At 45.3% G+C, this 15,743-nt stretch carries 11 protein-coding genes and 1 pseudogene; 6 read left to right on the forward strand and 6 right to left on the reverse strand.

Annotation, left to right across the window (positions count from 1 at the left end; translation table 11 throughout):
• Positions 1-216 precede the first annotated feature (216 nt).
• From LOZ80_RS06175 to LOZ80_RS06185, 3 genes are all read left to right on the forward strand, one after another.
• Positions 217-4,080 carry a LamG-like jellyroll fold domain-containing protein gene (locus tag LOZ80_RS06175; protein WP_238170608.1) on the forward strand — a complete coding sequence of 1,288 codons (3,864 nt, stop codon included), beginning with the start codon at positions 217-219 and terminating at the stop codon, positions 4,078-4,080.
• Between the two features lie 31 nt (positions 4,081-4,111).
• Positions 4,112-9,277, forward strand: a complete 5,166-nt coding sequence (locus LOZ80_RS06180; protein WP_238170610.1) for a DUF2341 domain-containing protein — start codon at positions 4,112-4,114, stop codon at positions 9,275-9,277.
• A 79-nt stretch (positions 9,278-9,356) separates the two neighbouring features.
• Entirely contained in the window at positions 9,357-10,142 is a 786-nt protein-coding gene (locus LOZ80_RS06185; protein WP_189017356.1) for a DeoR/GlpR family DNA-binding transcription regulator, read from the forward strand.
• A gap of 769 nt (positions 10,143-10,911) precedes the next feature.
• Here the strand turns inward: LOZ80_RS06185 and LOZ80_RS06190 are convergent.
• The 6 genes and pseudogenes from LOZ80_RS06190 to LOZ80_RS06210 all read right to left on the reverse strand — a co-directional run bounded on the left by LOZ80_RS06190 (position 10,912) and on the right by LOZ80_RS06210 (position 14,181).
• A complete protein-coding gene (locus LOZ80_RS06190) occupies positions 10,912-11,481 on the reverse strand; it encodes a dihydrofolate reductase family protein (protein ID WP_238170611.1) in 570 nt (189 codons plus the stop codon).
• A 232-nt stretch (positions 11,482-11,713) separates the two neighbouring features.
• The gene (locus tag LOZ80_RS06195) at positions 11,714-12,112 is read right to left on the reverse strand and encodes a nucleoside 2-deoxyribosyltransferase (RefSeq protein ID WP_238170613.1); all 399 of its coding nucleotides are present in this window, start codon (positions 12,110-12,112) and stop codon (positions 11,714-11,716) included.
• A gap of 147 nt (positions 12,113-12,259) precedes the next feature.
• Positions 12,260-12,672 (reverse strand): annotated as a pseudogene (locus tag LOZ80_RS06200) (DUF4279 domain-containing protein).
• 85 nt (positions 12,673-12,757) lie between these two features.
• Positions 12,758-12,886, reverse strand: a complete 129-nt coding sequence (locus LOZ80_RS39295) for a tyrosine-type recombinase/integrase (protein WP_337951002.1) — start codon at positions 12,884-12,886, stop codon at positions 12,758-12,760.
• A 210-nt stretch (positions 12,887-13,096) separates the two neighbouring features.
• The gene (locus tag LOZ80_RS39300; protein WP_337951003.1) at positions 13,097-13,600 is read right to left on the reverse strand and encodes a tyrosine-type recombinase/integrase; all 504 of its coding nucleotides are present in this window, start codon (positions 13,598-13,600) and stop codon (positions 13,097-13,099) included.
• Positions 13,601-13,692: 92 nt separating this feature from the next.
• Positions 13,693-14,181, reverse strand: a complete 489-nt coding sequence (locus LOZ80_RS06210) for a hypothetical protein (protein ID WP_238170614.1) — start codon at positions 14,179-14,181, stop codon at positions 13,693-13,695.
• Positions 14,182-14,371: 190 nt separating this feature from the next.
• On the opposite strand from LOZ80_RS06210, the gene LOZ80_RS06215 reads away from it, so the two are divergent.
• The 3 genes from LOZ80_RS06215 (at position 14,372) to LOZ80_RS06225 (ending at position 15,685) form a co-directional block, all read left to right on the forward strand.
• Complete coding sequence (locus tag LOZ80_RS06215; protein ID WP_238170615.1) at positions 14,372-14,821, forward strand: GNAT family N-acetyltransferase; 450 nt, start codon at positions 14,372-14,374, stop codon at positions 14,819-14,821.
• A 47-nt stretch (positions 14,822-14,868) separates the two neighbouring features.
• The gene (locus tag LOZ80_RS06220) at positions 14,869-15,327 is read left to right on the forward strand and encodes a GNAT family N-acetyltransferase (RefSeq protein ID WP_238170616.1); all 459 of its coding nucleotides are present in this window, start codon (positions 14,869-14,871) and stop codon (positions 15,325-15,327) included.
• 169 nt (positions 15,328-15,496) lie between these two features.
• The gene (locus tag LOZ80_RS06225; RefSeq protein ID WP_238170617.1) at positions 15,497-15,685 is read left to right on the forward strand and encodes a hypothetical protein; all 189 of its coding nucleotides are present in this window, start codon (positions 15,497-15,499) and stop codon (positions 15,683-15,685) included.
• The last annotated feature ends 58 nt before the right edge of the window (positions 15,686-15,743 follow it).

The following is a 15,743-nucleotide window of genomic DNA, read 5'->3' on the forward strand; positions in this document are numbered from 1 at the left end:
GAAGAAATATTGATTAATGTTGTTTTATTTGATATTCAAGTTGGTATTTTCGTGGTTTTTAGGGTTTTTTAATCTATATCATGCAAATCAATAAGTAATAATCAACAATAAACAACAACATTTAACAAAATTTCACATCCGGTTAACATTGAGCTAACAAAACTTATTTATCTTAAAGGTAAGAATAGTATAGGAAGATGGAAGAGGAGAATGTTGATGAGGTTACGTCGAAGTTTGTCTGTTTTATTGCTGATCTGCTTCATATTTGGAGCATTGGCATCCACCATGATCCCAGGGCAGGCAAGTGCCGCCTCATCTTGTATGGGCCCTGTGCCTGTGCCCGATTTAGTTGATTTTGATTTTACCGAAAGCGCGATTAAAGATAAATCACCTCGGCATGTGGATGGTACAGCGTACGGCAACCCGCAGCTCGTATATGAATCAAAGCTGCAAAAGAACGTGCTGAAGCTGACGGGCGGCCAGTTTATTATGATACCGAATGCTGCGGAACTCAACAATTTCCCCAATGGGTTTACGATGTTGGTTCAGTTTTCGGCAGATGCCTTCAGCGGAGAGCAAGGAATTTTCCAGAAAACGCAGAGCACAGGCTACGGCTTGGAAGTAAATCCAAACAAGATGGAGACATGGGATTATATTGGCGGTGCAACAAGGAAGCTATATAGCCCTGTTTTGAGTGTGAATAAGTATTATGATGCTGCAATTACTTATAACGGAGCTCAGCACGTTCTTTATGTGAATGGGCAGGTAGTTGCTACCGAAAATCGTACAGGAGCCATAACTTCTCCTACATCAGTCGGACTGGCTATAGGCGGAGATCCACAAAGTGCAACTACGGCACAGCTAACGTTCAAAGGTTCGATCGGCTACGCCAAGATGTTCAGCCGAGGCTTAACGCAAGCCGAATTGGCTTGTTATTACGAAAGTACGGGCCTCCTCGCTGATCAACAAGCTCCATCCTGGCCGGTCGGCAGTCAGCTAAGTGGCGCACCGGCAGGCTCGACGAGCTTTAACTTGAACTGGCCGTCAGCGACAGATGATAAAGCAGTGACGCAGTACCGCATTTACAAGAACGGTACTTTAGTGAATACGGTGAATAGCAGCACCAACAGCTATTCGTTTGATCTAGTGATTCCGGGTGAAACGGCGACCTATAAAGTCGAAGCCGGCGATGCGTCAGATAATTGGACGACAAACGGACCTTCGTTGTCCTATACAATGCCGGGGACGGTTGTCGCTCCTCCGGGTATGGCCCCAGATTTGCTCCAACTCACGTTCGATCATTCAGCGGGTGAAGACAGCAGTGCTGCTCATAATCACGGTACGCCAGTTGGCAGTGCAGCGGTGAATTACAATCCTGATTTTAACAAAAATGTCCTCGCGCTTGATGGAATGTCCTATGTGCGGATCCCAACCAACCAAGGGCTTAGCCCAAGCTTTATGACGATGGCGGCGTCTTTCTCGCTGGATGATCTGTATCGAACGCAGGACATTATTGGAAAAGCGCAGCGATCGGACTATGCATTGGAATTCAACCCAATTACTCAGAAGCTGGAAGCATGGTTCTTCATTCATGACATAGCAGGAAACGATTCTTTCGTCATTGTGCCTAGCATCACGAAACTAACGGCAGGTCAAGTTTATGATGCGGAAGCTACCTTTGATGGACAGACAGCCAAGCTGTATGTGAACGGAATTCTGGAAGGAAGTCAGTCCAAAAATGGCGTAATCAGCGGTGCCACGAAGGTCGATCTAGCGATTGGCGCAGATGCGGAACCGATAGATGCCACGAGTTATTTTCAAGGTAAAATCGGTTTCGTGGAATTATACAGCAAAGTGCTGGATGCTAATGCTGTGCAGCAATTGCATGCCAAGTATGCGCCTGCTGCCATACCGCCCGTGTCCTCGATTGCCTGGGATATTCCGCTTGATTGGTGGGTAGGTCAGAGCGGGCTTGCGGTATTGAAGAAAAAAGATGCCAACCAACTGGAAACGGTTATTGACAATGGACTTGTTTTTCAAAGCTTGAACCCGAATGTTGCAGTGATTTCAAGCTCAGGGATGATTACACCGCTTCGTGCAGGGACAGCAACGTTAACAGCCAACTACGGATCTCTAAGTGCCAATGTTGCTCTAACCGTCCATGACAAAGTGCAGCTCAAGCCGCAATCTCTCTTATTAAACGGACCGTCCGCCATCATGGCCTCAGAGACGGGGAAGGCAGTGACGACAGTCGTCTATGAGGATGGAAGCACGGAAATCATGTCAGCTGGTGTAACGTATAGCTCCGATCAGCCTGCTGTTGCGTTCATCGATAATAACGGCATCATTCATGCAGTTGCTCCGGGAACAGCTGTGATTAGCGCTGCAGCGGTTGGACTGCGAGCAGACTTTATCCTAACGGTTAGTCCAACGGGCAATCCTAACGGGAATCCGCAGATTACGGAACTCCAATTTGCCGGACCCACTGCCTTGACGGTAGGACAGTTAGTTCATACAGTACTCACGGCCGTATATTCGGATAACTCGACGACTAAGTTAGAAACGGGAGTCACCTATTGGAGTGAAAACTCTGATGTGGCTAGAATTGATTCTGTCTCTGGAGCCGTATACGCAGCTCAACCGGGGATTGCGCGTTTAGTCGCTAACTATAAAGGTCTTAATGCAAGCTTTTCGATGGTTGTTAATGCCGTAATTGTACCGGAACAACGACCGGTTGTGCTGCAGTTGAACCTTCCAGCAAGCTTGTATATAGGAGCTAGTGGCGCGATTTCGGCCAATGCGATCTATACAAATGGAAGCTCATCGACTTCTGTGCCCGTTACAGCCATGGCCAAATGGCATGCTCTGAATCCGGCCATTGTTCAGATTGACGCTCATGGTACAATCACCGGGATTCGTTCTGGCACAACGGTAGTGACAGCAACTTATCAGAATCTGGTGGCTCAATCGACGATTACGGTTGTGGAACAAAGTTCTACGGGGAGCGACGGTGGAGGTGGAGGGCAGACGTCTTCCAATAAAACCGATACGTTAATAGTAGACGATCTACAGAGACAATTAGCTTCGAACAGTACGATTAAGTTGGATACAGGCATCAAAGAGATTGTATTTCCAACGCTTGCTGAAAGCTCAGCGAAGAAGACAATTAGCTTAGATCGAGACGATCTTACGCTAACGATGCCTGGCAATCTATTCATTGGATCTTCTGACATCAAGCTGGTTCTGGGTCTGTCAACCAGTCATTCAGCACCTGATACGACAATGAAATATGCTTCGTCGCTCTTTGATGTAACAATCGTTTCACAAGCATTTAACGGAACTAGAACGCCAAACCAGCGATGGATCGAGCCGATTCAAGCGGAGTTTACGGCAAGTGGCGATAGACCGTTGTTGGGCGTATACCGCATATATGAAGATGGCAGCATGACCTATATCGGTGGGGAATTAACAGATAAGGGCATTCGCGCACAGCTCCGTGAGAATGGCAAGTATGCGGTACTGGAGTACAAAAAGGTGTTTCAAGATCTGCCTGAGCAGCATTGGGCGAATCGTACTGTGCAGATGATGAGCGCTATGCATATGGTGGAAGGCGTGAACGATACATTCTTCGAACCGGAGAAGTTCATTACGCGGGCTGAGTTTGTAGCCTTGCTTATGAGATCATTACACATTCCGCAGCAAAAGATAAGCAGTTTCCAGGATGTTCCGGCAAGCGCATGGTATGCGCCATATGTTGCAGGAGCTGCATCATCCGGCTTGGTCAGCGGTGAGGACAATGCCTTGTTTAATCCTGAATCGGTTATCAGCAGAGAGCAGATGGCTGTGCTTCTCGCCAGAGCAGTTGAACATGCAGGCGGGAAAATAGAACAAGGCGGCAACCAAACGTTCAAGGATGCCGATCAAATGGCAAGTTGGGCTCGTTCATCGATCGAGATGACTGCAAAGCTAGGACTTCTGCAAGGACGTGCAGAGCAATTATTTGTTCCTACCGGTAGCGTATCCCGTGCCGAAGCGGCGCAAGCGGTATTTAACCTCATTCATAATTTGACCCAAAAATAATGATTTTCATAGATAGAGTGGAGGATCATCCATGCTGAGAATTCAGCGTTTCAAGCCAATAATAGCACAACTTGTCATCCTTCTATTCCTATGCCAAATGGCGTTGCCAACATTAACACAGCAAGCGAATGCCGCATCTGCTCCCGCAACATGGGTGGACGGAGACCGGAATTATCGGATGCAGTTAAGCTTTGACAATTCGGTAGGTACAGAGGATCTAGCCAATTATCCCGTATTGATCAAACTTGACGCTAGCAAAATCGATTATTCGGTAACTGCATCGAACGATCTCAGATTTTACACATCCGATCAGTCATCTGAGCTTCCCTATGAAGTTGAAAAATGGGATCCTCAGGGAGAGAGCCTGATTTGGGTTAAAGTCCCTATCATCCATGCCCAATCCAGCGCGGACAGCATCTGGCTGTATTATGGAGGCAGTTCGACGATTAACCTTCAACCTAAGCAGGTGTGGGATGCGAACTATTTGCTGGTGTATCATTTCCCGGACAGAATCGCCGACTACTTCTATCACCCTGCTCAAGCTCAGCAGTATACAGACTCGAGCATGAACAACAATACCGGCTTACGGAATGCAGCTAACGCGAGTTCAAGCGGTCCTTCCTATACATTGGAGGCCAAGGACTCTCGATATAACATGGTTGGAAGATACTATGAAAGTCATCGGGGGTTGGTCAGAGCGACGAATGGCAATGTTGGCGATGGTCAAGGCCAGCTTACGATCTCAGCTTGGGTGCGGGCCAATGAGTACGAAATAAACTCGCTTAACTATTACGTTATTGCTAGAAAAAGAGGCGCAGATACGCAAAATCAAGCCTATTTCATGAAAATTGGCGGCGGCAAATGGAGCGCTAATTTGTTTACGAACGATGCCGACCCGATGAAAAACGGCAGCACGGCGCCGGACTTGGACGCAGGAGCCGTGACGGCAGAATGGACCTATTTGACATTAACGTATGATCAAAGCCAAGCCAGCAACAACCTCAAGCTATATCGCGATGGAGCGCTTGTGGCAGCCGCAACCCGCAGCGGAGCACTGATTACGACTAGCGGTTCGTCAACGACGCCGTTCACAATCAGCAAGGCTTCCGATGCCGGAGCTGCTGGCGGGGGTTATCGTGGCGGTGTAGACGAAGTCAGGGTGTCCAAGCAAGCTAGGAGCGCAGCTTGGGTCATGGCTGATTATCAAACGATGAGCAAGAGCAGCCGTTTTGTCATTTTCGGTGACAAGGAATCCAAAGGCGCTATGCAGCTAACACTTATTCAACCTAAACAGGGAGCTGTCTACTACTCGCCAGATTTAAGCTTTGGTGGCGTGACCAGCGAGGCGTCAACGATCCGCTATCAATTGGATAGCCAGCCGGAAGTCGTTGTGGATGGCAGTTCCAAAGCTTTTCAATCCATGCTGAGCCAACTGAAAGGCGGCGTGCATACGTTGAATGTCGAAGCTGTTTCCAAAGCTGATGCTTCCGCTAAGGCCAGCAAAACAGTGACGTTCACAGTCGATGGGCGTAATTTAAGCCCAGCAGCTGCGCCGCAAGGAGCCAATGGGACATTGATTCAGCCAAGCGGCGATGTCACTTTGCAAGTCAAGGCAGAGTCTGCGACAGGTGAGCCGGTACAAGTAAACTTTTACCAGAAAGATATGAAGTTCGTCAAAGATTACAGCGCCAAAGTGCCGACAGATGCCGCCTATGAGCGAACCGATACGATGGATCCGCCAAGCAGCGCTACGATTACTTCCGAGACGGCTTTGCCGGCAAGCGCTTATGATCAATTGAAATCGTCGGATGGCGCTTATTACAACAGCAAGTCGTTGTCGAACTATCCTTATCAACGCTTCGATTTAACGATTAGCAGCGATCTGAACACCGTCAATCAGTTGGATGTGACATGGGAAGGACATTCCAAGGAGTTGGTCAAACTGTTTGCCTGGAACTATTCGACCAGCAAATGGGTGCAGATCGCTTCCAAGTTGGGAAATGCGGACAATAGCGATTTTAAATTGACGGGGACGTTGGATAAAACGACGATGGTGAACAGCTCAACGAAGGTTGCCAAACTGTACGTCGCCGCAACGCAGCATGATACGATGCTACCAGGCAAAAATCCAACGCCAAGCGATTATGATTTCAGTTTCGTATGGATGACAGACACCCAGCTTGAAGCGGAGTCTTTTCCAGGCGTTTACGATGCCGAAACACAGTGGATCGCTGATAACAAGGACGCGCAGAAAATCCAGTATGTGATTCATACCGGGGATATTGTGAATTCAGCGAGCCAGGAAACGCAATGGAAGAATGCCGACCATAGTATGAAGATTTTGGAAAACGCAGGGATTCCTTATGGTGTTATTCAAGGCAACCATGATACGAACGATGCTCTCTATAGTAAGTATTTCGGCGCATTTCGTTTTAAGGACAAGCTCTTTAATGGCAAGCCTTACTATACCGCTTATAACAGCATGAACAAGAACCACTACGATTTGATATCATCTGGCGGTGTAGATTTCATCATCTTGTACATGGGCTGGGGCGGATTTGACGCGACATCCATCAACTGGGCGAACCAGGTATTGCAGCAATACAAAGACCGTAAAGGAATTCTGGCTGTACATGAATATTTGTTATATGAGGGAGCCTACGGTACGGATGATTATGATGGCATCAATATCATGAATCAGATTGTCAAACCTAACAGCAATGTCTTTATGGTATTGTGCGGTCATAATCAATCTACGTTCTATAACGTTAAACGAATCGGGGGCAAAGTCGTCTACGAACTGCTGCACGACTATCAGGATGCGGCTCTTGGCGGTGCGGCGTACATGCGGATGATGTACTTCGATTTGAAACGCCAACAGATTTACATGGTTCCGTACTCGCCGATTACGAATGATAATTATGGATTTTTTCAACAGAAACATGAGTTCTATACAATGCCGATTAAATGGAACAACGAGCCTATTGAGCTGGCAACCGGTTATGTTGCCATTACGGGAAGCAACGTCAGTACAAGTTCGCTAAATCTAGCGCCTGTTACAGCCGCAGATGGAATGGCCAGTTATGTATGGAAAGGCTTAAACCCCAACCAGTCATACACTTGGTATGGCGAGGTTTCGGATGCCTTCGGCCATAAAGTGAAAACGGAGGAAAGCACCTTTACTATTGATGCTCCTGCCGTGCAATCCATTCGATTGAACGGGCTGGCTCCGATGAAAGTAGGACAAAAGCTTAGCACGGTCGTAGAAGCTACGTATACAGATGGCAGTATCGTGTCGGTAAAGGATTACGTCATAAGCAGCAGCAATCCTGCGGTGGCAACGGTTAATGCCAACGGGCTCGTTTCGGCGATCGCCGAAGGGCAGACGGATATCACAGTGAGAGTGGGATTAATCGCAACGTCCTATCGGTTAATTGTCCAAGCGCTGCCATCGGTGCAGCCGCTTATTCAATCGATAGAGCTGACAGGTTTGAAGGCTGCTGTCGTTGGGGTGCGTCAGCAATCGGTAGTCACAGCAACCTATAGCAATCATACGACCTCATCGCTGCTAGGAGCGGATCAGTCATTGACACCAGGGCTAATCCTGACCAATGCAGATCCAAGCGTCGCGCAGTTGAACGCGCTAACTGGCGAAGTTATAGCCTTGAAAGCGGGGCAAACCGTCATTACAGCAACGTACCAGACCCTCTTCAGCAGCTATACATTATTGGTGAAAGATAATGTGGACGTGCCGACTCCAGAACCAGGACCGAAATTGGAATCGCTGGTGATCAGTGGCATTGATTCGCTTAAAGTGGGTGAGAAAGGCCAAGCTGCCATATCCGCACGTTATAGCGACAAGCCGAACTTTGTCCCGGTTCAAGACGGCGTTCAATTTACGAGCAGTATGGAATCTGTAGCAAGCGTGAACGCTCAGGGCGAAGTGATTGCAGTTAGTCCAGGTCGTGCGACCATAACCGCAAGATACAAAGGGTTAGAGGTCAGTCATGAGGTTCAGGTTGCTGCAGCAACGGCCCCACCACCTGGAGGCGTTGGAGGAGGCTTCATCCAGACTCCTGTTCCTGTGGATCCGGACGATATCTTTATTCAGAAAGTAAAGGCAAGCGAGTTAACGGCTAATGACGGAACGGATTCTATCATAGTACGTGCTGAGAAAGGCAAAGTTCAGATGGAGCTTCCTTACTTAACCGCAGATCTGGCAAAGGCATCGAACATTCATATTCAGTTCGACTGGGGAACTTTGAAAGTGTCAGCTAGCGCTTTGGTATCAGATAAGCCTAATAAAAATCCGGCGCTTGTGCTGTCTGGAAGTGTATGGAACGATGACTATATGGACATTCTGAAAGACTTGGAGTCTCATCAGTCGCTGCGAGTGAAGCCTGTATCCGATATGATGCATGTTGTCTGGGGAGCTTCTGCACGGCAGGGGACGATCGATATTCAGATGCCTATGAAGGAAGGGTTTAACAGTAAAAGAGTTGGATTGTACCGCATCAGCAACGACGGTCAACTCCTTCTACAGTCCTTGAATGCTTCGGAAGATCCGTCCAACATGAAGTTCAAAGCGACTGGCAGCAGTGACTTTGTCATCGTCCAAAAGGAAGTAAACTATTTCGACGTCAAAGGACATTGGGCTGCGAATGTGATTGGAGACTTGGCTGCGCGTAATATGTTCGATTCCATGGTAGCCGATCCCATTGTTGCCGTTCAAGGCGAAATAAGCTTCAATCCTGAAAAGCAGATTACCCGCGCCGAATTTGCTGCGCTAATCGCTCGCTCGTTGGCGCTTCCGAAGGCAGGCAGCAGCCCATTTGCCGACATTTCTCATACAGCGTGGTACTCACAAGAAGTTGCTGCCGCGTTGGCCGCTGGCATCGTTGATGGAATCAGCGACTCCCAATTTGCCCCGGATGCGCAGATTACAAGAGAACAGATGGCAGCAATGTTGATGCGGGCTTGGAAAGTTAAGAATAACGGGGGCGAAGCCCCGCGTGACGGGAAAGCTTTTGTAGATTGGCGTGAAGTTGACGATTGGGCGAAAGAAGCAATAGCTTCCGTATCTTCCTTGCATTTGATGAATGGACGTGCGGATGAATCGTTCGTGCCCAAAGGAACAGCGACGCGAGCAGAGGGCACGCAGGCCATTCATAATTTCTTATTTCAAACAAATAAATAATTCAGATGCTCCCTATTGGAAAAAGTACACAATTTTAATATACTGAGACATATATGTATCCATGGGTGGTGTGTCGCTCTTGTCGTTGTTAGGCCAGGAAAGAAGAGAGCATATTTTGCAAACATTGCTTCGTGATGGCAAAGTTAAAGTGTTGCCAATGGCGGACGAACTAGGTGTTTCCTCGGAGACGGTGCGTCGAGATTTAGATGCCTTGGAATTAGAGGGGCACCTTCAGCGGGTGTATGGCGGAGCTGTTCGTGCCAGCTATGAGAACGGTGAACCCACCTTTGTACAGCGCACACAATTGTTCGTTGATGCCAAGAAGAAGATCGGAGAGCGAGCTGCCCAACTTATCGAGGACGGGGACACAATTGCATTGGATGTAGGCACCACCATGATGGAGCTGGCGAAAGCCATTCAAGGCAAGCGCAACTTGACGATCTTGACAAACTCGCTGCCGATAGCTTCCTATTTGTGTGAAGCGTTGAACAGCAATCGGTTTACGGGCAAAGTTTTTTTGCTCGGCGGACAGCTTAATCCAGAGCAGCAGTCACTCACAGGCCCGCTCTGTGAACAGCTCATGGAGCAGTTTTATCTGAATAAAGCATTCTTGTCCATCGGCGGCATCTCGCTGACGGGCGGTGTGACCGATTATGATTTGAACGAAACGTATATGACGAAGAAGTTTGCCAAATCGGCACGCGAAGTCATTGTCCTTGCGGATCAGTCCAAAATCGGTGTCCAAGCCTTCGTTCACCTGATGCCTCTCGATCAGATTGATGTCATCGTCTCTGACCAGCCTTATCCTAAGGAGTGGAAGGAAACGATTGAACAGAAAGACATTTACTGGCTAACTAGCGAATGAATACGCTCAATAGCCGATAGAAAAGGCTCTTATTGGGGGAATTTCCAATAGGAGCCTTTTTTTATTGGCGTCCACCGCAGACTTCTTTGTTTTGGAGGTTTTCGATCCCAAAGGGCATCTAATGAACTGTATGATGTTTATAGACTGAAAAAAGGCTGCTTTGGAGATTTAATGAACGGAGTCGGCGTAGGGTTTGAGCTTGCCTCAAGGTTGATTGTCTGAGTGACCTAGCCGCAGGCTAGTTTTTTCTTAACTAGAGGTATAAACAAGCTATTTGGCAGAATGAGGTCCTCTAGCTTAGCTATCGTACGGATATAAGGGGACGTCAAGCCGCGATGATAGCAAAATGTGTCATGATCGCCAGTTTGAGGGAACTACAGTACGCTATAATTCTGAAAACCGTCATATTCCACGCCAGAGGGAACTACGATCCGCTATGTCTCCATTTCCCGGTTGGAATCAGCAGGTTTCGTTTAAATAGCGGATCTCAGTTCCCTTTCAGGTTACGTTTCCCTCATTTCCCGCTATATAGAGGATCATAGTTCCTTTTCACACGACGCTTCCTGTCATGGCAAAGCCCAAAGGGAACTAGGAACCGCTAGATTGTTGAAAACCACTATGAAGACGCTCATCTCTTAGGGCGGCTAAGCTGCCTTTTTAAAACTTTGGTGTTCGAGGACAAATAAGTTTTGAAGTACTTTTTACAACCGCTTATAAGGCTCCCATTCAACAAACGTTATCCGTTAGTGGAACACCTTGTACGGCGCGGCTATTTCTCCAACTCATAGCGGGCCGCGATAATGCCCGACTTGAGTGTTCGGCTGGACAGCAGCTTGAGCCTGATTTTCTCACCATCGCCGTGGAATGCCGATTTTCCGCCACCCAAGATGACCGGACAAATCGTCAGCAGGAATTCGTCGATCAGGCCGAGCTCAAGCAACGTCTTCGCTGCCCCCGGACTGCCGAAGATAACGAGATTTTTGCCAGGCTGCTCCTTGAGCGCCTTGATTTCCTCTGCGATATTGTCCTTGATCAGCATCGTATTGTTCCATTCGACAAAGTCCATCGAGCCGGAAATGACGATCTTCTTAACATCTTGCAGCCATTTGGCATGCTCCATACCGTGCCTCGACGCATTCGGATTATCAAGCACCGTGGGCCAGTAGTTCTCCATCATCCGATACGTCGTGCGTCCGTATACGGGAGAGCCGACTTCGGCTACGACCTCCTCGGCGTATTTCTCTAATTCCTCGTTGTACGGAATCCAATCTAGTCCTCCGTTCGAATCCGACGCATACCCGTCCAGCGACACATGCATGAACAATACGAGTTTTCTCATGTTTGCTTCTCCTCCGACTTCGATTTTAGTTGTTCGATTTTTTGGCAGTAGGCCCGTGTTTCGTCCTGCTCTTACGTTCACTATAAATCATTACGTTACGTAAGGGTCAAGTGGAAATCTGAATATCCTTCGAAGACAACAATGTTGTGCAAATCTGCCCTTTACTTCAATAAAATAGGGACCGTCCAGACTGCGCGCAGCCGACGATCCCTAACTATCGTTTCCCGATAGTTTAATGATGATCCTGGTAATCAATACGGACTGAATTTATCAATTCTTCTAAAGAGCCAATCCTTTGTTCAACTGAATCTGCATGATAAAACGTACATGTATTCCCGATTTCATTCAGTTCATTTGTTGAGGAATACAAATAGATTTTCTTTCCTGCTCCCAGAGCAATTCCTAGCTCGACATGACTCCCTTTCCCTGCTGGGATCATGACAATTACTACATCTGCAACCAAAACCCCTGAAACTTCCTCTTCGCCAATTATACGTAGTTTGGTGATGGAGTCTATGTTCGAATGTATTGTCCAGTCGTACGTATGTTGAAAACCAAGTGCTTTCAAATTCTCAGCGACTAACCGCACGTTTTCTATGTTTTTGAGACTGGACGCTATGTAAAATTTCATTTCGTTCCCCCATTTAAGCCTTCTAAACCTCAGCACATATTGGAAGTACCCTACCCTTTAGCTGAGAAGGCTGCCGATCAAAATGATATCGGCAGCCTTCTCTTGATGTTATTGAACTAAAATTGCTCAAGGGAGCTTAATCATCGATTAATTAAAAATGTACAAGTCAAAATCTACATCCGCATTTATTGAATATGCAAAGCTAATGAAACTATGATGTAAATACATCGCAGGTTTTTCATTATTTTCAATTTTTATTACCACCATAAACTTAAACGATACATTGAACTCGTCCCTGTTTTTGTTAAGTTCAACTACCTTACTTTCCAGTGAATCTACGAGGTAATACAATTGGTCGTTAATATCATAGGACTCTTGATAGCCTGAACTAAGTTCCCAGGATGACTCTTTTCTGTATGGATGGCTGAACTATCTAGATTATCATTCTTAACTCTAACAATGACATCACCTTTGTTATACGATTCAGTTGGTTCGATACCAAGCACTTTCGTAACTTCATTTACAGGAAAACTGTCCCCGAATATGTTGAAATATACCATGACAGTGGTTTTATCCATATCAGTCACCCCAGTCTATTCATATCTAAACTTTAACACAACTCCCCTTACTTGAACGGTGAAATCCCTAAAAATATCGACGATATAATTCTCTTCTACGCTCTCCGCGCAGATGAGCATAAATCTGTGTAGTAGATGCTTTTTCATGCCCAAGCATACCCTGAATAAATTCTAACGGTGAACCGTTATCTAGCAATTGACAAGCATACGTGTGACGGAATCAATGAGGATATACATTGGCATTAATTTTCCCGCGTTGTGCGAGCTTTTTTAATGACCAACGTATTGTTGGAATCGTCATTCGTCGGGTCGGATTCGTTTCGGTAACAAACAATGCTTTACAAGTATCTCCACGGCTTTCTAAGTACCTTTTTAACCAGATATTACATTTGGTAGTAAAATACACCTATCTTTGTTTAGAACCCTTACCATTCACTATTGCTGAACAGTTTTCCCAGTTCACGTCTTCAATGTTTATTTTCTGCACTTCTCCAACACGGCAGCCTGTGCAGTACAGAAATTCCAACAGAGCATACTCTCGATGTGAATGACAGGTAATCTTCAGATGAATTACATCATCCTCAATTAGAAATTTCGGAATATGTTTATCCATCTTCGGCTCTCTTAGCTTGAGAGAAGGATTCCGTGTCATATGGCCCTCTTCAAATGCAAAGCGGAAAAGGGAGCGTACAAATCGGATCCGATGACCTAAGCTACTCGGTTTTAATCTCGCAGATTCCCTTGCTAAGTAGTCTTTTAGTAAGTTTAAAGAGACTTCTTCTATCTCCATATTACCTAGTTCACGAATCAGCATGTTTAGTTGTAGAAAGTATGCTTTAATTGTGTGGGTGCTGAATCCCAGGATACGTTTGTCAGCTTCATACAGCATCCATAAATCCTTCAATGTCATAATAAAAACCCTCCCAAGTATAAGTTATCTCTAGCTTTGCTAGTATTGGGAGGGTCTAATCTTAGTACTTATAATTGTGCTAGCGTTTTTCGTTAGTTGAACGAATTTGGTGCCCATGTTGAGATGCTATCTCCAGGGGTGGCTACTATTAGCCATTCATCGCCAGTGTATCCATAACCATCCCTTGCTTGCCAACACTCATATTTATCATGGTGACCATTTACAAAAAGCGTTTTTCCTGAGTCAAATACAATGTGTAGATGTGGGGATTGATTTCCTAACTTCACTGCATTTACTTTTTCTCTACGTAGCTCAAATATTAATTGATACTCTTCTTCTTCGGAGAGTTCCACCATTTCCGCTTCGGAGACAGGGAAAACTTTTATTCCTTTAGGGAACACAGCCCACTTTGATTCAGTAATTGTTATCGTCTTAGGACTGACAATACTAAGGCGATATCCTATCTTATATTCAGTTTTAGTTTGTGGTACTGGAGTTTTTGTTTTTTCAGTAGTAGATGGCTTGATCACAACGGCTGCCATTAATTTAAAAATTACATCATATGATCTTATCATCAACAATATTTGGCACTTCACACTACTCCATCTTATTGTAACAGTCCCGCTAACGGGTAACTATAGCGGAGGAGACTGCATCGCGGCAGCTCCTCTTTTTTGTTCATTCAACTAACGGGAAGTTTTGCGTAATAGTGTATCGTAAACCATTATTTGGATTTATAATGTAGGAAAAGTCGCATTCAGGGGTGGATCTATGGAAACAGTTGTAGCAATCAGAACTATATACAAAAACGAATTACCCAAACTATTAGAGCTATATAAACATTTAAACAAAGATGACCCGGAACTTAATGTGGAGGATTTAGATTCATTGTGGGGTAAAATCTACAATGATTTAAATATGCACTATATCGTAGTTGATAAAGATAATCAATTAGTAGCCTCTTGTGTGTTAGTCATAATTCCAAACTTAACTAGAAATGCCCGTCCTTACGGTTTAATTGAAAATGTAGTTACTCATGCCGATTTTAGAAGAAAAGGATATGGGGCCGCAGTTTTGAAAAAAGCATTAGAGATTGCATGGGAACAAAATTGTTATAAAGTTATGTTGATGACTGGTTCAAAAGAAGAAGGGACACTTTTGTTTTATGAAAATGCTGGATTCAAAAAAGGGGTAAAAACTGGATTCATAGCCAAACCATAACCGATTCGTTCATTCCGCTAACGGACAGGAAAGAAATAGAATATAAGATGCCATTTGAGAGTGAATTCATAATTACAAAAGTGCATGATCTAGATATCCAAAAGCTTAATCTGTTGGTTGATGAGAGTACGAGTGAAGGATTTCGTCACCTCAAACGATTGGTAACCGATTATGAAGCTGGAACAAATAAATTCGATTTGGACGTGGAAGCACTCTTTCTAGCCATTAAAAACGGCGAAATTGTAGGAGTTTGCGGATTAAATCAAGCCCCGCATTCAGAAAACATAGAAATTGGTCGTGTTCGTCGAATGTATGTCTCACCAAGTGTACGCAGATTTGGGATAGGGCGGATGCTAATGGACTCAGTTATTGCAGAAGCTAGAAATTACTTTCAAATGATTGTGTTGAAGACAGATAATCCTGTTGCTGATTTGTTTTATCACTCTATCGGGTTTTCGGTAAAAGATGATTCTGAAAAAGACACCCACTTACTTCAGTTAGCGTAAAGCTAACGCGAAACGATAGATCAATAAACAAACACCACATGGCTGCCGCGAATATGATTGGCAGTCTCATTACGTTAACGGGCAGTTTAATTTATATTTCTTTTGTACTTTAATGCCTGAGTTTAATGTATAATTATTCCAATATTCTGTTTTGGGTGGGTGTTCTACATTGAATAAGTTTAAATACATTTTCTTTGATTGCATGGAAACAATTGTTGATTTATATGAATTGCCAAAAGGGAATGACTATGCTTTATGGGCATTTAAAGGTTCTGGTGTTGAGCATTATTGGAATGATTTTAATGAGTTCGCAAAATATTATGAAACTTCAAAAATTGAAATTGGAGTAACCCTTTGAAATGGACGAAGAGTATGAGTTAGTATGAAGGTTTGAGTTATTAGTTCATAAATCTAAG

The sequence above is a fragment of the Paenibacillus sp. HWE-109 genome (assembly GCF_022163125.1).
GTDB lineage: Bacteria > Bacillota > Bacilli > Paenibacillales > NBRC-103111 > Paenibacillus_E.